This is a genomic window from Halomonas sp. hl-4, from assembly GCF_900215475.1.
Lineage (GTDB): Bacteria > Pseudomonadota > Gammaproteobacteria > Pseudomonadales > Halomonadaceae > Vreelandella.
This window is the reverse complement of the sequence record NZ_LT907845.1, coordinates 750,489-772,806: the sequence shown is the minus strand read 5'-3', so window position 1 is coordinate 772,806 and position 22,318 is coordinate 750,489. Positions and strand designations below refer to the sequence as shown.

The window sequence follows — 22,318 nt, the reverse complement described above, 5'->3', positions numbered from 1 at the left end:
GCTTAACGACGCAGCCAGTTGCGAAGTTTTACTAACATCAGCGCGCCGTCGCTTAGCGCGCGGCGATCATCACGCAGTTCCACCAGTTGACTAGGGTAATCGGTGATGATGGCGTCTACACCCAAATCAATCAGCGTGGACATACGCGCTCGGCTGTTGACTGTCCAGGCGTGTACTTCATAGCCGTAGAGTCTCGCTAAGCGTATTTCCTGTGGTGTGATGCGATTGTGACGTAATCCCAGTGCGTCAAAGGCACTGCGATCCAATGTACCTGGCAAGATAAGCTGTGCGATTAGCGTGACCTTGAGCTCTGGAGCCTGCTGTTTGATAAAGGTCAGTAATCCAGGTGACATGGTAGCAATACGCATGCTGTACATGGCATTCGGGTAGCCACACTCTGCATAAGCATCTATTGGGCTACCAGCGGATGCCCAGCAGCGATAGCGCGTGTCGGTTTCCTGTTGCAATTCCCGAACCACCGCATCGCTGAGTGCTTGTCCTTGACCGGGCAAGGGTTTTATTTCGATCATCAAGTCAGCGCGCCCACGTACTAGTGCGAGCGCATCGTCCAGCCCTGGAATGGGTTCACCTTCATAAACATCGCCAAACCAGCTGCCGACGTCATAACGCTTGAGCTCCTCACGCGTTAAGTCTCCGAATTCCTGCTGATCACTGGTAAGGCGTGCCATGTTGCGGTCGTGATAGAGCATGACTTCTTGGTCGGCCGTCAGACGCACGTCGATTTCAATGGCGTCGGCACCATCCACAATCGCCTGATCCAATGCCGCCAAGGTGTTTTCCGGGGCTGCCATTGAACTGCCTCGGTGAGCGATCACGTCTACGTCGTCGTGAATGTCGAAACTTGTCAGTATCCACCAGGCTTGAAGCGCCGCGAAGGCCAGTACGCTGAGTTCAACTGCCCATGCCAGGCGCCCAGGGTGGGCGTCGGCTGGCGGAGGCGCGGGGCGCGCTTCGCGATGCACCAGTTGCAGATACAGACAGGCGGATAGCAGCGCATTGGCGGCGATGCCCACAAAAGTGACCGCCAAGGTAATCAGCACATAGCTGGTTAAATAGCCCAGCATGGCAGGAACCAGGATGGCGGTATGCTCGGGTAACCACCATGAAATTGGGGTGAATAGGTGGTCGAATAACAGTGTGGTGGCAAGCGGTAGGGCAATAATTAGCACCAGCACCAAAAGAACAGCACCTCCAATGGAGCCGTGCCAACCGCGGGTAAGCACAACACTGCGGCGTAGCGCCTGCCAGGGCGAGTAGCGCTCCAGCGCCACTAAGGGAAGTGCCAATAGCCAGCGTAAATAGAGTTTGGCCGCCAAGCCCATCCAGAGGAGTAGCAAGGGGACTGCACAGGCGAGAAAGTACCATAGAGAGGGTGGTTTAACGCGCTGTAAGTAATAGGTATCAATGCCGCTCAGCCATATATCATATAGCCAGGCCAGGGCCACCATAAATGGGGTGAGCAATAAAAGATGGCTGCCGACTTGTAAAACCACCAAACCACTGAGTGCAGGCAAGCGGCGACTACTGAGCCAAAGAGCCTCAAAGGCGAGGCGGTAGTGGTTATCTCGGGGGCGTATAGCGACTTGGAGCATGCCGGCTTGTTGCCAATAAATCACTACAAAAAACAGCCCAATGCCTATCAGCATACCCAATAGCCCAAGAGGGCTAAATACCAGTGTCACGAGTTCATTGTTGGTGACCACGCTGCGTTGTAGCTGCGCGAGTAAGGCACGCACTACCCAGGCAATGGTGGGCAGTAGGAGAGCTGACGCAAGGAGGGTGAAAAATAAATGAAACGCAATAAGTGGGCGCAAATGATCGCGTAACGTGCGAACAAGTGCTGAGCCCAACTGGGTTAGAGGCTGCATGGTCACAATAACGTCATGATATGAAGGGTTAGGGTGGCAGCAACCGCCACCCCTGGCAAGGGAGGTGCTTTATACTCGATCAAGCGCTAGCGCATGGTCAGCAATCAGGATGCCGTTGTTGTCTGCGTAAAGCCAGTCGCTTGGCGTGATAGTGACACCTGCGAAAGTAACGGCCACATCGCGTTGCCCCTCTCCACGTTTTTCACTTTTGCGCGGGTGACTGCCAAGCGCTTGAATGCCGAGCGCAAGCGTAGCGAGGATGTCCACGTCGCGCACGCAGCCGTACATTACGACGCCAGCCCAGCCATTTTCAACGGCTTGTTCAGCCAGCATATCGCCAAGCATAGCGCAGCGAGGGGAGCCACCTGCATCGACCACCAATATGGCACCGTCACCGGGTTCGGCGACTGCCTGTTTAACCAACGAATTATCTTCAAAGCATTTGACCGTGCGAACGGGGCCGTGGAATGCATCTACACCGCCATAGTTGGCGAAAATAGGTTCAAGTACCTGAACGCTGGGAAAGGCATCGCAGATATCGGGGGTGATAATCGTCGTCATGGGGTATTCCTGTCAGTGTTGAGCCTGCGTCAATGATGAGTTTAAAAAAACGCCCCGCCCTGAAGAAAACAGTGGCGGGGCGTTCGTTCATCGACTCAAAAGAGTACGTAACTCTTTTGTGATGGTGCGAGCATCGGCGATGGAGCGGTGACGATAAAGCCTAAGCTTCTTGAGCCACCGGAATCACGTTTGAGGCAACCTTCTGGTACTCCTCAATTTCGTGAAAGTTCATGTAACGATAGATTTCGCCCGCCATGGCGTCAAATTCGCCCATGTAGCGGCGATATTCGTCGACCGTAGGCAGACGCCCTTCAACAGCGGCAACGGCGGCCAGTTCTGCGGACGCCAGATACACATTAGCGCCGTCGCCAAGGCGGTTGGGGAAGTTCCGCGTTGAGGTGGAAACGACGGTACTCTTGGCCGCTACACGTGCTTGGTTGCCCATGCACAGTGAGCAGCCGGGCATTTCCATGCGTGCGCCTGCACGGCCATAAATCCCATAGTAACCTTCTTCGGTAAGCTGGTGCTGATCCATTTTGGTCGGCGGTGCTAACCATAAGCGGGTTTTGAGGCTGCCGGCAGGTTGCTTCTCAAGTAACTTGCCTGCGGCGCGGAAGTGGCCAATGTTGGTCATGCACGAACCGATAAATACTTCGTCGATTTTCGTGCCGGCAACGTCTGAAAGCAAGCGGGCATCGTCGGGGTCATTCGGCGCGCACAGCACCGGCTCTTTGATTTCGTCGAGATCGATCTCAATAATTTCCGCGTACTCAGCGTCCTGGTCGGCGCGCATAAGTTTCGGGTCGGCCAGCCACGCTTCCATGCCTTCGATGCGGCGACTGATAGTGCGCTCGTCGCCGTATCCGTTAGCCATCATCCACTTAAGCAGCGTAATGTTGGACTTGAGGTATTCGGTCACACTTTCGTCTGAAAGCGTGATGGTGCAGCCTGCGGCTGAGCGCTCTGCGGAAGCATCGGAAAGCTCAAAGGCCTGTTCGACGGTCAGATCTTCCAGGCCTTCAATTTCCAGTACGCGTCCTGAGAAGGCATTTTTCTTGCCGGACTTCTCGACGGTGAGCAGGCCCTGCTTGATGGCATAGAGCGGAATGGCGTGAACCAGATCGCGCAGTGTCACGCCCGGCTGTCGCTTGCCCTTGAAGCGCACAAGCACAGATTCCGGCATGTCGAGCGGCATAACGCCCGTTGCCGCGGCGAACGCGACCAAGCCAGAGCCGGCAGGGAACGAAATGCCCAGCGGGAAACGGGTGTGAGAGTCGCCGCCGGTGCCGACCGTATCTGGCAGCAGCATACGGTTGAGCCAACTATGGATGATGCCGTCGCCCGGGCGGAGTGATACGCCGCCGCGATTCATAATAAAGTCGGGCAGGGTGTGGTGGGTGTCCACGTCTACTGGTTTCGGATAAGCGGCAGTATGGCAGAACGACTGCATTACCAGGTCGGCCTGGAACCCAAGGCATGCCAAGTCTTTCAGTTCGTCACGGGTCATGGGGCCGGTGGTATCCTGAGAGCCGACCGTGGTCATTTTAGGCTCGCAATACATACCGGGGCGAACACCCTCAAGGCCGCAAGCCTTGCCGACCATTTTCTGTGCCAGAGTGAAGCCTTTGCCAGTGTCGTGAGGCTGCTCGGGAAGACGGAATACATCGGATGGAGCAAGGCCCAGGGAATCACGCGCCTTGCCGGTCAAGCCACGGCCAATAATCAATGGGATTCGGCCGCCAGCGCGTACTTCATCGAGAATTAGCTGTGTTTTTAGTTCGAAGGTTGTGAGTACTTCGTCGGTGTCGTGCTTACAAACCTTGCCTTCATAAGGATAGACATCGATAACGTCGCCCATGGCAAGTTTTTCGACATCCATCTCTACCGGCAGTGCGCCGGAATCTTCCATGGTGTTAAAGAAGATCGGGGCGATTTTGGCGCCAAAACAGAAACCGCCAGCGCGCTTGTTGGGTACATAAGGCATGTCATCGCCAAAGAACCACAGCACAGAGTTGGTTGCCGATTTGCGCGAGGAGCCAGTGCCCACGACGTCGCCGACGTAAGCCACGGGGAAGCCTTTAGCTTTCACCTCCTCAATTTGCTTGAGTGGTCCGGTAGTGCCTGGGGTTACTGGCTCAATGCCTTCGCGCTCGTTTTTCAGCATGGCATTGGCATGCAGCGGAATATCAGGACGTGACCAAGCATCTGGAGCGGGTGACAGGTCGTCGGTATTGGTTTCGCCAGGCACCTTAAATACCGTTAACGTGATTTTTTCTTCCAGTGCCGGTTTGGAGAGGAACCACTCGGCATCCGCCCAGGATTGAATAACGTCTTTGGCGACGGTATTGCCTGCTTTCGCTCGCTGCTCAACATCGTGGAATGCATCGAACATTAATAGCGTATGTTTGAGTTGTTCACCGACTTCCCGGGCAAGTTCCTGGTCGTCAAGCAACTCGACCAGCGAGACGATGTTGTAACCACCCTGCATGGTGCCCAGCAGCTTAACCGCGTGCACTTTATCAATGAGGGGGGATGTGGCTTCGCCTTTGGCGATAGCGGTTAAAAAGCCCGCTTTTACGTAAGCGGCTTCATCAACGCCGGGAGGAACGCGGTTGGTGATTAACTCGAGTATGAATTCCTCTTCGCCGGCCGGGGGTGTTTTTAGTAGCTCAATCAAAGCTGCGGTTTGCTCGGCGTTCAGGGGCTTGGCTGGGATGCCCTCTGCGGCGCGTTCCTCGACATGTTGGCGGTAAGCTTCAAGCACGTTGGGGGCCCTCTCATCTGCTTTTATGGTGGCGGCGGTAGGTGGGCAATACGCTGCACGAGGCCGCCGGACACTGACATGCGCTTGACAAACAGCGCTGGTTGGATGGCGGCAATTCTACGTGAAACTGTCGACAATGTTAAGGTGAGTCCGTCGTCAAGGCGTTGTACTTTGTGATGATAAAAGCGTGCAAGGCATACAAAGCCTGCTTGGACCAAACGTTCTGGCATGCTTTACTTGCGGAAAACCACAAACTATCGACAGAGGTTGCTTAAAGTGTGATTCTCGTAACACCGCGTTACTACTGGGAGGGCTGATGGCCTCCTGATACGCTGATAAGGCGAATTTAATGCAATGTTCGCATTACCCAAGGCGTTCTAGTGTTGTACAATAGTTTGATAACCATTTGGCGACGGTGTTATGTCTATACAAGTAATCTCTGGTAACAAGGCCAATCATTCGCTCATCGCTGATGATTTGCTGCCCGACAGCCTGCACAGTTTTTTGGCCTGTCCAACGCCAAACGCTTGGCTGATGTGGGCATTGGATAACCCTGAGATTTTGCTCATTGATCATGCCCAATGCGAAAAAAAGGCGGCCTCCACGGCGATGAGTCTTCTCTATCGTTATGTGAATCAACCGCTTCTATTGAGCAAGATGTCACAGTTAGCGCGTGAAGAACTCCTGCATTTTGAGCAGGTAGTGGCACTGATGGAGAGCCGTGGCGTCGTATACCGGCATTTGACCGCTTCACGTTATGCAGAGGGATTACGTCGCCATATTCGCCCTCAGGATCCTGAGCGATTAATTGATGTGCTGATTATTGGCGCGCTTATTGAAGCGCGGAGCTGTGAGCGTTTTGCGTGCTTAATTCCTTATCTTGACGAAGAGTTGGCAAAGTTTTACCGCACTCTCGTCAAGTCAGAAGGCCGCCATTTCGAAGACTATTTGTTACTTGCTCGACAGCAGACCGACCAATCGATTGATGAACGAATCGCTTTTTTTGTCGCATGTGAAGCAGACTTAATTACTTCGCCGGATTCGGCTTTCCGTTTTCATAGCGGCGTGCCAGCGTAAATCGCCGTTCGTCCAGATAGGATGTTTACTATGCGCGATGCTCATAAGTATGACCAACTAACCTTGTTCGGCCATTTCGCCTTGTACCAAGGGGATGACGTACTAACTCACTTTAGCTACGACAAAGTGAAGGCGTTGCTAGTCTACTTGTTGCTGCATCGTCAGCCGATCAATCGGGCCGCGTTAGCAGAACTCCTTTGGCCGGATCAAGGGCTTTCATCGGGCCGAACCAACCTGCGCCACGCGCTGCACTGCCTACGTCAATCGCTAGGTGAGGATGCCGAGCAGGTGCTCAACGTGTCGCGCCAGACGATTGCTTTTCAACTGCCAGCCAGTTGGCAGGTAGACCTGCATGAATTACAAACCCTGCTTGAGGGACCAAGAGACCTAGCTACGTTGAATGCGGTATTAACCTGCTACCAAGGTGACCTCATTGAAGAGTTGCAGCTAGCTAATTGCAGTGAATTTCAGCGCTGGCTAGTACAAGCGCGAAATGAATGGCGTCAGCGTGTTATTCGTTTCGCTGAGCATGTGCTAGATAACCATCAGGAGGTGCCTGATGGCCTCCTGGAAACCTTGGTTAGCCGTTTTTCAGGGTATGGCCCGTTCCATGAGCGGCTGGTTAAACAGCTTGCCGAACAAAAGCAGATGGCGGCGGCTCATGAGCAATACAATAGCTATCTTCAGCTTCTTGCCCTATCCGGCCAGCAACCCGAGCCAAGCTTTCTTCAGCTGGCCAGCTATTGGTCTGATGGACACCACGATGCTCGTGTCATGTCGCCTCAGGGGGCATTTTCACGCGCGCTGGCGACTGACAGTAAGCCTTTGCGCGAAGATGAAATAGAGCTCCGCCAGTTGTCGGTGATGGCCATTCGCTTACGGCTTCAGGGTGACTGGCAGGATCGCGCAGCCACGCGTAATTGCCTTGCGCTTCAGCTGGAATTGCTGCGCTGGCTTGAACAGCAGTGTCATCATTTGGGTGGTTTTTGGTTGCCCGGTGCTACGGGGGGATTGGGGCTTGCTTGTTTTGGTACCCATGGTCCCGCCCATCAGTTAGCTGAGTTAGTTGCGCTTTACGAGCACTGTCGTCAAACGCTTCCGCAAGAATCTGCCAAACATTGGACCGGTGAAGGTGAGCCGCCGCAGTTTGAATTAGCGGCGGGATTGCATAGCGGTCGGGTTGTCTACTTGCCCGAGCGTCAGCTAGCAGACCCGCTGGGCCAAGTAACGCAAATCTCCCTTGAGCTGATGAGTGTGGCAGAAGGTAGTGAGTTGGTGATCTCCCAGGAATCGAGTCAGCATATGCCGCCGGCACTCGACCTTCAGCCACGATTGGTTTCACGTGTGCTGGCAAGTGATGGTCGCGTGCGCCAGCGTGCGCTGGTGCTGGGTCAGAATGAAGGTGGCCGTGATGCGCTGCCGCCAAGTCTTGTCGGGCGCGAAACCTCGTTAAGAACCCTTAGAGATGCGTTAGCCCGTGCTGGCATTGGGCTTCGCCAGAGCGTGCTGGTACGCGGGGCTTCGGGTATGGGCAAATCGGCCTTGATGGTTGGCTTTCGCCAGCTTGAGCTGAGCCGAGACGCCGCTATTTGCTGGCAGCCTACTACCCGCCTATCGGTTTTGGAACCCTATGGGGTCGCACGGACACTATTGTCTTGGTATCTGAAAGGTGCGGCCGATCTTGATGCCCTTCACACCCTGCAAACAGACCTAGACTTCAATGCGTTGAGCGATGAGCAGCAATGTTTGCTGGAAGAAGCGCTTGGAGTGCGAAGCGTGCAGGAAGTAGCGCAGCTCACGCAAAACGGTGAAGCGGTTGAGCTGGTGGTTATGTTGCTTCACCGACTAATTGAGCGCCAGGCGGCTACTCATACGCTGGTTTTGATGGTAGATGATCTTCAGTGGCTCGATGAGCCGTCATTTAAAGTACTGTCAGGACTTCAGGCCCGGTTGCCGATTAATACCGCCTTTATGCTAGTGGCGAGTCATCATGGCCGCGAGCCTTTACCCGTGAAGCTGCATTGGGACCAGCAAATCAGTTTGGGTCGACTGGATGCACTGCAATCATCACGGCTGCTATCTCAGCTTTCGCGGCGGTACCGGATTCATCTAAGTCCGCGGCTGCGTAATCAGATTATCGAGCGTTGCGATGGTGTTCCATTATACATGCAAGAGATTTGTCGGCGTCTGGATATGGACCGCCGTGAAGGGCGTAGTGTGCAGTTTGATGAGTTACCCAAGGGGCTTTTAGGACTGTTGGCCAGTCGTATCGACCAGTTGGAAGCCGATCGTAACATTGCGCATATCGCTGCCGTGTTAGGTAAGCGGTTTCGTCTAGATTTTCTTCGCGAGTGCAGCGGTTATGACACCACGCGCCTGCAAAAAGCGATGGATCATATGCGGCAGCTTGAAATTATCGAGCCAGTGGATAATGGTTCAAGCAGCGAAGTTGAATTCCAGTTTAGCCATCAGCTTCTGCAAGAGGCCGCCTACCTTTCTTGTCCTCGAGATGTTCGCGTCACGCTCCACCAGCAGGTGGTCAGCTTGATAGAAGAGCGATTCCCGATGTGGATCAGCCGTCATCCTGGTGATTTTGCCACCCACCTGCGGCGCAGCGGGCACTACGCCAGAGGCGCACGCTATTTTGAACTCGCTGCCCGAGAAGCCTTGAAAGTGAGCGCTAATCGTACCGCGCTGCGCATGGCGGATTTTGGTCTCGCCAGCTTGCGGCACGTTGAGCATGAAGTGGAGCGCGAGGTGAGTTTGCTGACGGTGCGGGGCCAGGCGGCGTTCGCGCTGGAAGGACATGGTTCGCCCACGGCCCATGAAAGCTTTGTGCGCGCACGCGAATTGTTACGTCATTCAGGGGCCGACGCGTTGGAAGACCCAGAAGACCTTGAGCAAATCTTCCTGGTTAAGTGGGGGCTATGGGTAGGGCGCAGCCAGCGCTACGCCCACGCCGATGCGTTTGCGCTTGCCTCAACCCTGGCGGATATCGCGGCTCGGCTTGACGATCCGCGCTACCAGCGGCTAGCGGACTACGCACGCGCTCACTGCGAATACTGGGCGGGCCGTATTCCCCAGGCTCATGATCATCTTAATGAAATCGATCCGCTAAACGCGCCGATGATGATCGAATGGCTACCGTTCTCGGATCATCCTCAAGTAACCGCTGCGTGTTTCCAAGGATGGGCGCTGTGTTTACGTGGCGATTACCAACGGGCTGAACGGCAAGTTTCGGCCGCAATACGCTTGGCTGAGAAACTCGGCCATCCAGGTACGCTTGCCATGGCGCTTCTGTTTGCTGCCTCGCTCTACCGTCAGCTTGGCCACGTCCATTTAGCCGCGCGTCATGCTGAAAAGGCTGCGGCGATGACCGCCACACCGGATTTGCAGCTATGGCAAATTTCAGCCCAGGGAATTCTGGGATGGCAGCGGGCTCTAGCGGGTGACCATGGAGGGCTTGCTCAACTACGGGATAGCCTTGATCAAATGGCTGAACTCAATGGACGCGATCGCTTTCAGCGACCGGTATTGTGGTATTCAGATGCCTGTATAGCATTGGGGGAACTAAGAGCAGCGGAAGATTATCTGGATCAGTGTTTGGTGATTGCTAAGGAGAGAACCACGCTATTCCTACCCGAACTTGCGACACAGCTTGCCCGGGTGCGTATTATGCTCGATCACCCCGCCAATGAAGTACGCGCTTTGGCTGAGATGGCCATTTCCCAGGCCCGCGAGCACGGTAACCGCCACCAGGAGCTGGCGGCACTGGAATTATGGCTGACCCGAATTGCGCCAGACGATGAACCTGCGCGGCAAGCCTTTCACCGCCTGCTTGGCGATGTAAGTCACAGTGACGCACCGGTTTTGGTCCGCTGGGTTAGTCTGCTGGATCATCGCTTGGCATCTCCTGAGCGTCTGGAGAGCTAGTTTGAGTGTGACGCTCAAGCCATGTGAGCGTGATCAGCGCTTCGTCTCGCTGTTGCCCGCAGATGGCAGCATCGAATTGAAAATTTTCGCAAACGGCGGGCCGGCGAGGGTCGCCGAACAGGCGGCATAAGTTTTGCTCGTCTAACTGAGCGCATCTTACGCCCCCAGGCTTGCCATCAGGCATGCCTGGAATCGCTGAACTGATAGAGGGGGCAATACAGCATGCCCCGCATCCTGCTCGACACCCATCCGTCATAACTCGCCTACTGCGATGGCACCTTTATTGAAACCTTCAAACGCCAATACCTTGGTGGTTTCGCGACTTTGAGCGGCGATTTTGTCGGCTAACCAGCTGGCAATATTTTCTACGGTTGTGGGAGTGGTCAGCACAGCGCATCGCTCACTGGGGAGTGTGAGACTAAACGTTCCTTGGGCTGCTTGATAACGGCAAGTCAGTGTTTGCCTGTCGTGCTCGATAATATCATCCGCTTCTACTAAGTAGCGATCATCAAGCCAAGCCGCCCACTGCTGTTCAAGCTGGCGCTGGCGGGCGCCTTGCTGCCAGATATGTAAGCGCGAGCGGTGGCCATGTGCAATTCGTTGGCAGTTGCCCGCATGGCGCTTAAGACCATGGCTATACCCGTAGGCGGCGCCTTCGATAGCTTCATCGCTGAGTGTAAGATGTACACGCGTGACATTGTTCGGCCGATGCTCTGTGAGCTGGGCGCTTAATGTCTCGGCCACAGCATCACGCTCAATCGCGGCGACAGGTAGTAAGGTGAACGCTTCCTCTGGTCCTTTCACTTCCATGGCGTAAGGCGTGGTAGTGGCAACACATAGTCCTTCCTCGCACTCATTGATGGTGACGCCAGGGGCATTAACGGGTACCAGAAGCGTGTGGTCCAAACCCGTGTCCAGATGGTGTTTGATCCATGGCTTAACTTCGCCAAAATCAAACAGCATGCCATCCACACCAAGCTTACCCTCAAGTAGCGCGTCGACTTGCCAACTCACGCCCTTGAGGCCTTCTTTCGAGCACCACAGAGATGCGTCGATATGGGTCAATTGATTAACAAATAGGGACATCAGTCAAAGCCTGCGATTTTGTGCGTTTGTAGCGATAAACGCCACTGCGGATGAGCTAAACAATAGGCAGTGGTGCGGGCAACGGTGTCAGTGCCATCGTGCACTGGCGATAGATCCATGGGTTGAAGATAAAAGTGGCGGAAGTTCATCTGAGCAAATGCCTCAGGAGGCGCCTCAACTTGAGGAAAAACTAATTTTAACTCATCGCCTTGATGAACAACCAAGGGGTTTTTGCCCTTGGGGCTCACGCAAAGCCAGTCAATGCCGGCGGGGGGCGGAAGCGTCCCGTTGGTTTCAACAGCCACTTCAAAACCCAGGCTGTGAAGCGTAGCGATTAAAGGTGCGTCAAGCTGAAGGAGAGGTTCTCCGCCGGTAAACACTACATACGGTACGGCATGGCCTGCGTCGCTTGGCCATAGCGAGGTAATGTGATTCGCAAGTGCGTCGGTTGTAGCAAACTTACCGCCACCGTTACCATCGATGCCGATGAAATCGGTATCACAAAAGGTGCATTTTGCTGTTGCCCGATCCTGTTCACGGCCACTCCATAGATTGCAGCCGCTGAAACGGCAAAAAACACTAGCACGACCAGCCTGTGCCCCTTCGCCTTGAAGCGTGTAGAAAGCTTCTTTGACTTGATACATCAACGTACCTCCTGCGTTTTAGCATAAGGCAATGGGTCGGTAACGTTATTGGCTGCAAAAGCGGCCAATCGCTCACGACAGCTACCGCAGCGGCCACAGGCAAGTTCGCGCCCTTCATAGCAGGTCCAGGTGTGGCGGTAGTCGAGCCCCATTGCCAAGCCTTCTTCAAGAATGTCGGCTTTACTGGCATGCAAGTAAGGGGCATGTACTGACACGGGAGAAAAGTTGGCAATTTTTGCCACCTGATCCATGGCCTCCACAAAGGCCGGGCGGCAGTCGGGGTAGAGGACGTGATCGCTGCCATGAGCGCCATAGTCAACGCGCTGCGCCCCAATATTGACAGCATTTGCGATGGCTAATGACAGCAAGATCATATTGCGGTTGGGGACGACGGTGGCGGCTAGATTGTCGCGGTCATAGTCACCATGAGGCATGGGATGGTCGGGGTTGGTTAACGCCGAATTATCGATTAGCGAATGGATCGCCCGGATATCTACGACTTGGTGAGGGATGTCCAAACGTTGGCATACCAAGCGGGCGGTATCGAGTTCGCGAGCGTGGCGTTGACCGTAATCAAATGACAGTGCATGAACGTGATAACCTTCATTTAGCGCACGGTGAAGCAGGGTGAACGAGTCCATGCCGCCGGAATAGATCACCACGACGGTATCTCTATGAAGAGATGGAGAAGTTGACATGATAAGCACTCTTTTGCCGGAGAATTTATTGATCGTAGCGTGAATAAACGTCGCTACAGCGTTCCGGGGTCCGGTCCGGAAGGGCGTGAGTGTACGCAATTGACATGTTTCTGGCTAGCGCAAGTACACTCATAGAGTACGTCGAAAGTGCTACGCTAGAGGCTTCATTGAAGGGATTTTCGTTATGGCCACTATCGAACACAGCGCCATCGTTAAGGCAACGCCCGAGCGGGTTTTTGCATTGTTAAGACGTGTTGAGGACTTTGCCGATTATTCGGATCTGATAACCGCCATTGAGCCACTTGGTGACGAACGCTACCGGTGGCATGTCCGCGCACTCAGCATGGACTGGACTTTTGATGTAGTGATCACTGAAGTCAAATCGCCTCATGTACTCGCCTGGGAGTCGGTAGACGGAGTGAAAAACCAAGGGCGCTATCAACTGCGTGAAGTGCCGGAAGGAACTGAGGTAGGGCTAACACTTAGCTATGCAATAGGTAGCCGTTTGATGGAAAAAGCCGTGAATAAGGCCGCCACCCCTCTGGTAGGTAAAGTGAGTCGTCAGATTCTAGAGCGGGTGGAGGCGCGGTTGCAGTGCTAGTAATGTCGGTCTTAAAGATGCCAAGCCTTCTGTGATAAAAAACGCAAAACTTGGCATTTTTATAGCTTAGGGGGTTTTGTGCATGGATGCGTCGAGATGGTCGACGACTTCAGCCCAGTCTGCGTCTTCCTCTACGGCTTCCTTGAGGAAATCTGCTTGTCCCTCATTCCAGCAGGGCGCATCGGCTAGCGGCATCGCGTCGGGAAGTGGCGCATGACGTTGAATAAAGCGTTCAATCGACGCTGCATCAGAGGCAAGGCCTAGCTGCTCGAACAGCTCGCTGAAGTAATGGACCGGCTTTTCCATAAATGACATTCCTGTTAATCCGCTGGGTGTGCTTTCACCTTAGCGTTAAACGTCGCGATTGCCAGGGCTGTATTTAACGCTCACCTACCAAAGGTGTTAAGAAGCGCTGACGACGATTCTCGTTCGTTAGCGGCTGCGCCAACAGATGGACGAGTTTGCTAAACGTAGCTTCCGGTGTCATGTCATCGCCTGATAAGACGCCGGCATCGTGCAGCCCCTGACCGGCGGCATAAGCTCCTAAATGCACGCTGCCTTGAGGGCACTGGCTAATGGCGACGAGCAGTTTGCCTTCGCCACTGGCCTTTGCAAGAACGGCTAACAGCGATGGATCGTTGGGAAGGTTGCCAGCCCCCCACAACTGGAGCACACCTCCTTTCACGCGTGGGTCGTCTAACCAGGCCGCTAATTGCCAAGCCGTGATACCGGGCCACAATACCAAGCGAATGATAGAGCCTTCACGGAGTGTGTCGTAGTCGGGTAGTTCAAAACGAGGGGCTCCTCGCTGCTGTTCGGCCAAGCCGCGACTGGGATAGTGAACAATATCGTCACCTACACGTTCGCCCAGCAACGGGTAGTTCGGGCTGGTAAACGCATCGACCGATTCGCTGTGTTGCTTGGTCGCGCGAACGCCACGTAGCAATCTGCCGTGAAAGTAAATCGCCACTTCTTGCACGTTTGATTCGTCTGCAAAGCGTAACGCACCGTAGAGATTGTCCAGAGCGTCGCTGCCCGGTGCTTCCAGAGGCAGCATGGCGCCGGTGAAAATAACAGGCCGGTCAATTCCTTGAAGTTGATAGGCGAGGCTCGCCGCTGTCCAACTGAGCGTGTCGGTACCGTGAATGATCACAAACCCTTGGTAGTCAGTTAAGCGCTCAGCGATATCATGCGCTAGCTGCGCCCAGTGGCTGGGTGTCGCGGCACTGGAGTCGATTAACTCAAGGTAACTTAATACGTCATAACTGGGTAACGCCTGCTGTTGCATTAGCGGTAATTGACGAAACGCGTTTGCTAATCGAGATTCAATATCGCCCGAGGGGACTAGCCCATATTCGCCGGCGCGCATGCCTAGCGTTCCGCCAGTGTAAATGATTAACAGGCGAGGGCGCGGCATCGTGGCTGATTGCCGAGAAGAAGCAGGGGTGCTCACGGCGTCTCCTTATTTAGGCGGTCATCGTATTTTTCATTGTGCACTAAAAGCTGCCCCGAACTATCGTCGAGCCAGCGTTTGCGTCCGGCAAGCAGTGCGAAACCACCGCACACCAACAGCAGCGAAATCAGCAGCCATGTGATTTGAGCACCGCTAGCACCGTGCTGCAGTAATAAGCCCACTCCGAAAGGGCCAATTGCCGCGATGGTATAGCCACCGCCTTGAACCAGCCCGGAGAGTTGACCTGAAAGGCGTGCATTCGCCGTGCGCAAGACCAGCAGGCTGAGCGCTAAGCTAAAACTCCCGCCTTGGCCTAGTCCGAGAAGTACTGCGCCTGGCCATTGCCAGTGAAGTGGCGCTATCAACAACATCCACAAACCGCAGGCGGTGGATAGTAAAACGCAGAGTAACGCCGGGCGCTGATCACGTCCTAGGCGGGCGAGCCACGGGGCGGTGAGCGCTGAGGCAAGTTGGCAAAGAATCGAGATCGCCATGGTCCATCCAGCAGTGGCTTCGTTATAACCACGGTAGACCAGGAGTGTCGGTAACCACCCAAACACGATATAAGCCATCGATGATTGAATGCCCATAAAGAGCATGACGTACCAGGTAAGCGGCTGGCTGAGGAGCTTCAGCGTACCGGTTTGAGGTACGGCAGTAATGGGTGACGAGGTTTTAGTATTGGGCATATAAATGCCCCATAACACCAGTGCGGTAAAGGCCAGCAGGGACCAACTCATTAAACTGGCTTGCCAACTGCCAAGGTAGTGGGTAAGGGGGACGCTTAGTCCTGCTCCTAAAGCGCCGCCCAGACATAGTGCCATGGTATACAGACCGGTCAGGAGGTCGGCACTATGCGGCAGCTGGCGTTTTACCAGTGCAGGAAGCAGGGTGCCCGCAAGCCCGATGGCAGCGCCAGAAAGCGCTGAACCGATAAAAAGAACCCCAGGAAACGGCAAGCCTCGCATTATCAGGCCAACCATTAGCAGACCTAGTGCAGTGCTTAACGCCTGTTCGCTACCAATGCGTTGAGCAAGGATAGGGGCAAGCGGCGCCGCGAGGCCCAAAAATAGCACCGGCAACGTGGTGAGCACGCCCGCTGAGGCAGCCGAAAGGCCAGCGACTTCCTGTAAGCGATTAAGTAGCGGTGCAACCGAAGACATCGCAGGGCGGAGATTGAGCCCTACGATGACCATCAGCGCAATAAATACGGTATGGCGTGCCCTCATGGCGGCGGCTTATTTTAAATAGGGGCGTAAGTCTCCGCGTACGGCATCTATTAGCGTAATAAAGTGATAATCCTCGGTGGTTTCCAGGCAATCAACGCGTACGCTGGTTCGCATGCCTTTATCCACCTGAACTTGGTCGAAAATTTCAAGAGTCAGTTTACGCGCTGGTTTATCGCCGGGTGCCATGGTCCCATCTTCGAGAGAAAAGGTTTCGACTAGAGTGACTCTTACCCGAGTGCTATTGCCTTCGCTTAGTACTCGGCGGACGAACAGCCAGCCTTCGCAGGGTAGGGCATACTGGTCATCCCGCTTACGTAAAAAGATGGTGCGGTAACATGCCCCTTCCGTCGAGGCTTTTTCCGCCATGCTGCGATACGCCTGAACCACTTGCGTTGAAGACGCACGGGCATCTTCTAAGCGTTGCACAACGCCAAAATGCTCTCTGCTTAACTGCTCTTGACGTTGGAACGTTTGCCACTGACGGTATTGCGCAATAAGTTGGGAAGACGCCATGATCACTCCATGAAAACCGGTGCTTAACGAGTAAGCCTAATAAAAGCGCTACCATCGCATATTCTTTTCGGCCGGGCTAGCGGCGAGCGCGACGCTTGGGGGCCGCATCTCGGTCGGTATGCTGACTCGGTTTGCGTTGGCTGCGAGCGTTACGCGGTTGCCGACGGCCATTTTCGATAGGCTGGGCTGTGGCATTCGGGTCGGGTTCAAATCCGGGCTCAATGTGCTTGGTGAGGGTCTGTTTAATTAGCCGTTCAATGCCGCGTAATAACGCGTGCTCATCGACGCATACCAGTGAAATCGCCTCGCCATTACTGCCAGCACGACCTGTCCGCCCGATGCGGTGCACGTAATCTTCCGCTACGTTGGGCAACTCAAAGTTGACCACGTGAGGCAGCTCATTGATATCGAGACCACGTGCGGCAATATCGGTGGCGACCAATACTTGCAAATCTCCACCTTTAAATGCGCCAAGCGCACGTGTGCGGGCACCCTGGCTCTTGTTGCCGTGGATGGCCATCGCGGGGATGTCTTGTTTGGATAACTGTTCTGCCAAGCGGTTAGCACCGTGCTTGGTGCGCGTAAACACCAACACTTGATACCACTGGTGTTGCTTGATGAGGTGCGCCAGTAGTTCGCGCTTTTTCTCTCGGTCAACCCGGTAGACCGATTGGGCAATTTTGTCCGCCGTGGTATTGCGTGGCGCTACGTCGATAAACGCCGGGTCGCTCAAGAACTGCTGCGCCAGCGTCTGGATCTCGTCAGAAAAAGTGGCGGAAAACAGTAGGTTCTGGCGTTTGCTGGGTACCAGCTTCAAGAGACGTTTAATATCATGGATAAAGCCCATGTCGAGCATGCGATCAGCTTCATCCAGAACAACAATTTCAACGCTTGACAGATCAACGTGCCCTTGCTGTTGCAAGTCGAGCAATCGTCCCGGTGTGGCCACCAGGATATCAAGGCCACGTTTCAGTGCGTCGACTTGGGGTTGCTGGCCGACGCCACCGAAGATGATATGTGAACGCAGAGAAAGATGTCGCCCGTAAGTGGTGACACTTTCACCTACCTGGGCGGCCAGTTCTCGGGTTGGGGTCAACACTAAAGCACGCACTTGGCGTTTGGTGGCAGGCTTACCTGCTGATAAACGCTGCAGCATGGGCAGTGTGAAACCGGCAGTTTTGCCTGTGCCGGTTTGGGCGCTGGCGAGCAGGTCGCGGCCTTGCAATACCACAGGGATGGCTTGACGCTGAATAGGCGTCGGCTCGGTATATCCTTGATCGGTTACCGCGCGAAGTAAGTCGGCATCAAGGCCGAGATCAGAAAAGTTCATGCGTTCTCCCAGTGGCTGCTCACGCATGCTTTAGGCATCGTTAAACAGCGCACTGTTAAGATTGAGAATGAAGGGCGCTCTAGAAGAGCGCTAATAACCGTAATGAATTGAAGATAACAATGGCCAGCCACTTTAGAATTGACGATTCACGCCTCTCGTGAGCATGCCAGGAGGGGCGTTAGTGACCAGTGACAAGATTCACTCATAACGAACGATTGATTAAGCGAGCACTATATCATGCTATAGGCGTTCAGTCTGGTGTCTTGACGTGTTGGGTGCTGTGGAGCGATGCGACACGAGCGTGAGACGCCGGAGGCAGGTCCAGTGCCTTAAGTGCGTTAAACGATAGGTCAAATAGCTGTTCGGGGGTAAAAATGCCACGCTCCATTAGCTGCATAGCCGTTGCAGGGCCAATGCCATCAAGGGCCATTAAACGGTTGCCAAACAGCTTCGTCCGCTCGTTCCCGTTGAGGGTTGTCTTGGAGCTATCAGGTAGCTGGCGATAATAGTCCTCGGCAGAGGCAATGATAAATTGTTCTGTACGTGCCAATGCAGCTCTTGTCGCGGCTGAAGGTGTATCAGCCATCAGCGTCTGATGGACTTTATGGCAATGGGTCATGGCGGTAATAAGCCGCGCCTCGGTGGCGGGTTCGTAGAGTAGCTGCTCCACTGTTTTGTAGAGTGTTTGAACCGCTTCAAGGCAGCCATCTAAGTGTTGGGGCGAGTCCGTCATTGCCGTTCAACTCCGTTTGTTGTGGGCTTAATCGATTCTATCGAACATCTTCAAGCGCCTGGGCAATCTGCTCACCTACGGTGTCCCAACTTTTACCTAGGGCCCGAACGAGCGCAGGGTACCCGTCTTCCACGAGCGGTGTTTCAGCATGGAATGTTTCCATCGCCAATACATCACCCTGTTGATTGAGTAGTTGCCATTGACCACTGGCAATGGCACGTCCGTCATGGCGTCCTTGGAATTGGTCTACCTCTAAGCGTAGCGTGATCACTCGCTCGTCGCTAGATGTGTCGCGCACCACGCGCCATGTGGGCAGCGCATTGGACAGGCGGGCCCGCAGCCCGCGTTCCAATTGGCGGCCAATGGCTTCTGCCCACTGATGGCTGTTTGCCTCCTGCAAGGTAATGTCATCTACTTGCATGACAATACCTTCGACATCCAAATAGTGTGGCAAGCGCGGCGCTGTCACTTTAAGGGTGCCTTCAGGTGCGCTGGGCGGGCTTGATAATGACCCGCTCGGCAATACATAGCGGCTGGCCGAGGGTGTGTTGCTGGCACAGGCACTGAGTAAAAGCGGCAGCAGTAACATCACAACTAGTTTTCGAGACAAATAACGCATTGTGTGTCCTTATTCGCGTGGTGCGCGAGGTATCGGGTCTTCGGTTTCGACACTGTCGAATAGCAGTGCGCGTGGGTTTTCGCTGAGCGTTCGGGTTAATGGCTGAACATCGCGTATTACGCGGTCAAGCCGTTCGACCGTCGACGTCAGTTCTTGATAGGCCGCCGACTCGGGGGACAAGCCATCGAGCGTCTCTTGTAGTTCTTCAAGCGTGCGGTTCACGTTGCCGCCCAGGGATTGGGTTTCTGGATCGTTAAGTAGCTGATTCAAGGATTCGCTTACGCCGCGTACTTCTTCAAGCACCGATTCAGAAGCCTGTAAATTCTGGTCAAGCCCCGTTAATAACGGCTCGATTTCCAAGCTGTTAAGCTTTTCCAATAAATCGGTTACCTGGGCTTGGATTTGCGCAAAACCACCAGAGACCGTGGGGAATACCGTGCGATCGGAGAACGATTCCGGAACATATTGGGAAGCTAGCTCGCGGCGGAAGTTTAAATCCACAAACATGGCACCCGTCAGTAGGTTGCCGTTCTTAAGTGACGCGCGCAGACCCAGTGTAAACATTCTTTTTAGACGACCATCCCACTCATCTAAATCGACCTCGCTATTTTCAATGCCCAGACGCTGCGGTTCGATACGGATCAATACCGGAATAGCAAATTGCTCGCGGGAGTCAGGCTGTGGCGCTGTGAAATTCCATGGCACAGCCGCCACGGTACCAAGGCGGACGCCACGAAACTCGACTGGAGCCCCTTTGGAGAGACCTCGTACGGTATCGTCGACAAGCAGGACGTACTCCAAATAGCGGTTAAAAGTGCCTTGCCGAGCGCTATCTTCATCCGTGTAGAGCTCAAAACGAGTGTCATTATCGACAGGTTTCCCCATTGGGAGGTCTTCTGGTACGCCAAACGTAACCCCACCACCCAGGAGGGCCTCAATTGATTCAACATTGACACGCACCCCGTCGGCATCTAAGCGAAAATCGATGCCGCTGGCCGTCCAGAAACGCGTGCTTTCAGTGACCAGTTGGTCGTAGGGTTCTTCAATGAATACTTGATGGTGCATGGTGCTTGATTCGGCATCGAAGCGAGTTTCTTCTATACGACCTACGGTGAAACCCTGATAGGAAACAGGGTCGCCAACTCTCAATGAATTGCCCAACTGGCTGACTAAGCTGATTTGCAATCCAGCGACCCCTGCGGGCGCCACAGGTGGGGTATCCCTTACTTCGAACTCTCGCTGAGGTGCGGATGAAGAGCCGGGTTGGAGTTGGATATAAGCACCCGAAAGGACCGTACCCAAACCGCTAATTCCTTCACGCCCAATGCGCGGTTTAACCACCCAGAAGCGACTATCTTCACGCAGCATGGCTTCTGCTTCAGGCTGAATGCGCGCTCGCAATACCGCCTGAGAAAGATCATCAGACAGCTGAACGCTTTGCACGCGGCCAATTTCCACATTGCGGCTACGAATCAGTGTGTTACCTGCTTCTATACCTTCGGCGTTCTCCATCGTTAAGGTAACCATCGTACCGCGGCTAGAATAGTTGTCGTACACCAGCCATAAACCGATGACTAAGGCGACAATGGGCACAATCCAAATAGGCGAGAGCCGTGTCTGGGGGCCGGGTTTGGCTCGGTGCAAAGCCGCATCACTATGTGGCTCATTGGAGTGAACATTGTTTTCGTCAGCCATCAATTATTTCCTTACGGGCGGCTTGGCGTCCTGGGTGTTTGGTAATGGGCGCATCCCATAGTAAACGTGGGTCGAAAGTCATTGCGGCCAGCATGGTTAAGACCACCACCGATCCAAAGGCGAGGGCAGCCGGCCCAGGGTTGACTGTCATCAGTGAATCTGCGCGTATCAACGCGACTAAAATCGCGACCACAAAGATATCGACCATCGACCAGCGTCCAATAAATTCGGTGATTCGGTAAAGCGTTGTCCGCGTTTGGGCGTTGAGGGCATGGCTTCGGTTGGCAACAGTGCATAGCCAAGCCAATGCACATAGCTTGCCGACGGGCACAATAATACTGGCGACAAAAATAACGCCAGCCACTGGCCAAGAGCCTGCTTGAATAAGCTCGACAATACCGCCAACGATAGTCGACGGTGAGCTATCGCCCAAGCTTGTCGTGGTCATGATGGGGTATATATTAGCAGGAATGTACATGACCGTAGCGGCGGCGAGTAATGCCCAAGTGCGTTGAATACTATGCGGCAAGCGAGGGTGCAGTCGCTCGTGGCAGCGCACGCAATGATGTTTTCTGTCCGGAGATATTCGATTAATTAGCCCGCAAGTAGGGCAACTGGTAAGCCGCTGGGCAGCGGCTGACATACCTGTTTGGGTGCCCTCAGGGACGAGTGGCTCGCCTTCTAGGGCAAACCACATCCAGTCCGCATCAATCGATTGAACGGTCATCAGTAGCAAAATGGCAAAAACGCAAAATGCCCAAAAAGCCAATCCAAGATCAATATCGGCAAGCCCGGCTACTTTAAATAAGCTGACCAAAGCGCCGACAATAAATACATCGGCCATCATCCAGGGAGTTAAATGGCTTAGTGAACGTGCCGTTGATCGGCTAAAGGGCAGGGGATCGTTACGCAATAAACCATATTGCAGCCAAAGGGTGCCGAGTAAATACACGGCAGGTAGCACTACGATGGTCATGACAACGCCAATAGCGACCACGGGTTGATGAAACGTTATGAGCGTACTAGCCGTTTCGGAAAGTTCGATACGGTTGCTTACTCCGCTATAGCTGAAACTCACAAACGGGTAGGAGACCGCCAGCAAGAGAGCAATAAGCGATGCCGCAGCGAGTGCCATACTGCGTTGTGCTGGATAGCGATGGCGTTTCACTAACACATGTGAACATCGTGGGCAGCTGGCTTTTTCGCCTGATTTGAGTGGTGGTAGGGCCGAGACCCAGTCGCATTCGTGGCAGGCGCGCAGGCGTCGCCGCTGAGTGCGGATTTCAGGTGGTTGCTGGTCAACCAGCGGCGCATTGACATGCAACGATGGTCGTTTAGGGAGCCAGTGCTGTGACAAATAATGTTCCCACTCATGTTGAGAAACTAAACCAATACGCTGTCGGTGATAAGTCTGTCAATTTTCAGATAAAATTGGTGTCCCAGTAGCTTCTTTACCGTTGACCTAAAGCGGTGAATGGACAATGATCGGCTCC

At 54.2% G+C, this 22,318-nt stretch carries 19 protein-coding genes; 3 read left to right on the top strand and 16 right to left on the bottom strand.

Annotation, left to right across the window (positions count from 1 at the left end; genetic code table 11):
• Positions 1 to 2 precede the first annotated feature (2 nt).
• The 3 genes from CPH17_RS03805 to acnB all read right to left on the bottom strand — a co-directional run bounded on the left by CPH17_RS03805 (position 3) and on the right by acnB (position 5,214).
• Positions 3 to 1,889, bottom strand: coding sequence for a glycerophosphodiester phosphodiesterase family protein (locus CPH17_RS03805; RefSeq protein ID WP_096300890.1), 1,887 nt, complete (start codon positions 1,887 to 1,889; stop codon positions 3 to 5).
• Between the two features lie 69 nt (positions 1,890 to 1,958).
• Positions 1,959 to 2,450 (bottom strand): ribonuclease E activity regulator RraA, encoded by a 492-nt coding sequence (rraA, locus tag CPH17_RS03800; protein ID WP_074396243.1) that lies wholly within the window; start codon positions 2,448 to 2,450, stop codon positions 1,959 to 1,961.
• Between the two features lie 160 nt (positions 2,451 to 2,610).
• A complete protein-coding gene (gene acnB / locus CPH17_RS03795; RefSeq protein ID WP_074396244.1) occupies positions 2,611 to 5,214 on the bottom strand; it encodes a bifunctional aconitate hydratase 2/2-methylisocitrate dehydratase in 2,604 nt (867 codons plus the stop codon).
• 420 nt (positions 5,215 to 5,634) lie between these two features.
• On the opposite strand from acnB, the gene CPH17_RS03790 reads away from it, so the two are divergent.
• Positions 5,635 to 6,291 (top strand): tRNA-(ms[2]io[6]A)-hydroxylase, encoded by a 657-nt coding sequence (locus tag CPH17_RS03790; protein WP_074396245.1) that lies wholly within the window; start codon positions 5,635 to 5,637, stop codon positions 6,289 to 6,291.
• A gap of 30 nt (positions 6,292 to 6,321) precedes the next feature.
• Positions 6,322 to 10,224 carry an AAA family ATPase gene (locus tag CPH17_RS03785; protein ID WP_074396246.1) on the top strand — a complete coding sequence of 1,301 codons (3,903 nt, stop codon included), beginning with the start codon at positions 6,322 to 6,324 and terminating at the stop codon, positions 10,222 to 10,224.
• On the opposite strand, the gene CPH17_RS03780 is transcribed toward CPH17_RS03785, so the two are convergent.
• The 4 genes from CPH17_RS03780 to queC are packed head-to-tail and all read right to left on the bottom strand — an operon-like array spanning position 10,175 to position 12,652.
• Positions 10,175 to 10,480, bottom strand: a complete 306-nt coding sequence (locus tag CPH17_RS03780) for a YkgJ family cysteine cluster protein (protein WP_074396247.1) — start codon at positions 10,478 to 10,480, stop codon at positions 10,175 to 10,177. The genes CPH17_RS03785 and CPH17_RS03780 overlap by 50 nt on opposite strands.
• Positions 10,477 to 11,310 carry a 6-carboxytetrahydropterin synthase gene (locus tag CPH17_RS03775; RefSeq protein WP_074396248.1) on the bottom strand — a complete coding sequence of 278 codons (834 nt, stop codon included), beginning with the start codon at positions 11,308 to 11,310 and terminating at the stop codon, positions 10,477 to 10,479. Before CPH17_RS03775 ends, CPH17_RS03780 begins: the two co-directional genes overlap by 4 nt.
• Positions 11,310 to 11,954, bottom strand: coding sequence for a 7-carboxy-7-deazaguanine synthase (queE, locus tag CPH17_RS03770; RefSeq protein WP_074396249.1), 645 nt, complete (start codon positions 11,952 to 11,954; stop codon positions 11,310 to 11,312). The genes CPH17_RS03775 and queE overlap by 1 nt, the downstream gene beginning before the upstream one ends.
• Complete coding sequence (queC, locus tag CPH17_RS03765; protein ID WP_074396250.1) at positions 11,954 to 12,652, bottom strand: 7-cyano-7-deazaguanine synthase QueC; 699 nt, start codon at positions 12,650 to 12,652, stop codon at positions 11,954 to 11,956. The genes queE and queC overlap by 1 nt, the downstream gene beginning before the upstream one ends.
• A 184-nt stretch (positions 12,653 to 12,836) precedes the next feature.
• Here queC and CPH17_RS03760 point away from each other — a divergent pair, with 184 nt between their 5' ends.
• Positions 12,837 to 13,253, top strand: coding sequence for an SRPBCC family protein (locus CPH17_RS03760; RefSeq protein WP_074396251.1), 417 nt, complete (start codon positions 12,837 to 12,839; stop codon positions 13,251 to 13,253).
• Between the two features lie 66 nt (positions 13,254 to 13,319).
• Here the strand turns inward: CPH17_RS03760 and CPH17_RS03755 are convergent, their stop codons facing one another.
• The 9 genes from CPH17_RS03755 to CPH17_RS03715 form a co-directional block, all read right to left on the bottom strand.
• Positions 13,320 to 13,559: a DUF2789 domain-containing protein gene (locus CPH17_RS03755; RefSeq protein WP_074396252.1), complete on the bottom strand. Its 240-nt coding sequence runs from the start codon at positions 13,557 to 13,559 to the stop codon at positions 13,320 to 13,322.
• Positions 13,560 to 13,632: 73 nt separating this feature from the next.
• A complete protein-coding gene (locus CPH17_RS03750; protein WP_074398487.1) occupies positions 13,633 to 14,670 on the bottom strand; it encodes an asparaginase in 1,038 nt (345 codons plus the stop codon).
• Positions 14,671 to 14,702: 32 nt separating this feature from the next.
• Positions 14,703 to 15,935 (bottom strand): MFS transporter, encoded by a 1,233-nt coding sequence (locus tag CPH17_RS03745; RefSeq protein WP_074396253.1) that lies wholly within the window; start codon positions 15,933 to 15,935, stop codon positions 14,703 to 14,705.
• A gap of 9 nt (positions 15,936 to 15,944) precedes the next feature.
• On the bottom strand, positions 15,945 to 16,448 hold the full coding sequence (locus CPH17_RS03740) for a hypothetical protein (protein WP_074396254.1): 504 nt from the start codon (positions 16,446 to 16,448) through the stop codon (positions 15,945 to 15,947).
• A gap of 76 nt (positions 16,449 to 16,524) precedes the next feature.
• Entirely contained in the window at positions 16,525 to 17,778 is a 1,254-nt protein-coding gene (locus tag CPH17_RS03735; RefSeq protein WP_074398488.1) for a DEAD/DEAH box helicase, read from the bottom strand.
• Positions 17,779 to 18,028: 250 nt separating this feature from the next.
• Positions 18,029 to 18,511, bottom strand: coding sequence for a helix-hairpin-helix domain-containing protein (locus CPH17_RS03730; protein WP_074396255.1), 483 nt, complete (start codon positions 18,509 to 18,511; stop codon positions 18,029 to 18,031).
• A gap of 37 nt (positions 18,512 to 18,548) precedes the next feature.
• Positions 18,549 to 19,130: a PqiC family protein gene (locus tag CPH17_RS03725; RefSeq protein ID WP_074396256.1), complete on the bottom strand. Its 582-nt coding sequence runs from the start codon at positions 19,128 to 19,130 to the stop codon at positions 18,549 to 18,551.
• 9 nt (positions 19,131 to 19,139) lie between these two features.
• A complete protein-coding gene (pqiB, locus tag CPH17_RS03720) occupies positions 19,140 to 20,825 on the bottom strand; it encodes an intermembrane transport protein PqiB (protein WP_074396257.1) in 1,686 nt (561 codons plus the stop codon).
• On the bottom strand, positions 20,818 to 22,149 hold the full coding sequence (locus CPH17_RS03715; RefSeq protein ID WP_231898108.1) for a paraquat-inducible protein A: 1,332 nt from the start codon (positions 22,147 to 22,149) through the stop codon (positions 20,818 to 20,820). Before CPH17_RS03715 ends, pqiB begins: the two co-directional genes overlap by 8 nt.
• Positions 22,150 to 22,318: the final 169 nt, after the last annotated feature.

Coding starts and splice junctions, on each gene's coding strand:
- queE (WP_074396249.1), bottom strand. CDS start 11,954: ATGTATCAAGTCAAAGAAGCTTTCTACACGCTTCAAGGCGAAGGGGCA.
- CPH17_RS03740 (WP_074396254.1), bottom strand. CDS start 16,448: ATGGCGTCTTCCCAACTTATTGCGCAATACCGTCAGTGGCAAACGTTC.
- CPH17_RS03725 (WP_074396256.1), bottom strand. CDS start 19,130: ATGCGTTATTTGTCTCGAAAACTAGTTGTGATGTTACTGCTGCCGCTT.
- CPH17_RS03790 (WP_074396245.1), top strand. CDS start 5,635: ATGTCTATACAAGTAATCTCTGGTAACAAGGCCAATCATTCGCTCATC.
- CPH17_RS03785 (WP_074396246.1), top strand. CDS start 6,322: ATGCGCGATGCTCATAAGTATGACCAACTAACCTTGTTCGGCCATTTC.
- CPH17_RS03730 (WP_074396255.1), bottom strand. CDS start 18,511: ATGACGGACTCGCCCCAACACTTAGATGGCTGCCTTGAAGCGGTTCAA.
- rraA (WP_074396243.1), bottom strand. CDS start 2,450: ATGACGACGATTATCACCCCCGATATCTGCGATGCCTTTCCCAGCGTT.
- CPH17_RS03775 (WP_074396248.1), bottom strand. CDS start 11,310: ATGTCCCTATTTGTTAATCAATTGACCCATATCGACGCATCTCTGTGG.
- pqiB (WP_074396257.1), bottom strand. CDS start 20,825: ATGGCTGACGAAAACAATGTTCACTCCAATGAGCCACATAGTGATGCG.
- CPH17_RS03760 (WP_074396251.1), top strand. CDS start 12,837: ATGGCCACTATCGAACACAGCGCCATCGTTAAGGCAACGCCCGAGCGG.
- queC (WP_074396250.1), bottom strand. CDS start 12,652: ATGTCAACTTCTCCATCTCTTCATAGAGATACCGTCGTGGTGATCTAT.
- CPH17_RS03805 (WP_096300890.1), bottom strand. CDS start 1,889: ATGCAGCCTCTAACCCAGTTGGGCTCAGCACTTGTTCGCACGTTACGC.
- CPH17_RS03755 (WP_074396252.1), bottom strand. CDS start 13,559: ATGGAAAAGCCGGTCCATTACTTCAGCGAGCTGTTCGAGCAGCTAGGC.
- CPH17_RS03750 (WP_074398487.1), bottom strand. CDS start 14,670: ATGCCGCGCCCTCGCCTGTTAATCATTTACACTGGCGGAACGCTAGGC.
- CPH17_RS03745 (WP_074396253.1), bottom strand. CDS start 15,935: ATGAGGGCACGCCATACCGTATTTATTGCGCTGATGGTCATCGTAGGG.
- CPH17_RS03780 (WP_074396247.1), bottom strand. CDS start 10,480: ATGACGGATGGGTGTCGAGCAGGATGCGGGGCATGCTGTATTGCCCCC.
- CPH17_RS03735 (WP_074398488.1), bottom strand. CDS start 17,778: ATGAACTTTTCTGATCTCGGCCTTGATGCCGACTTACTTCGCGCGGTA.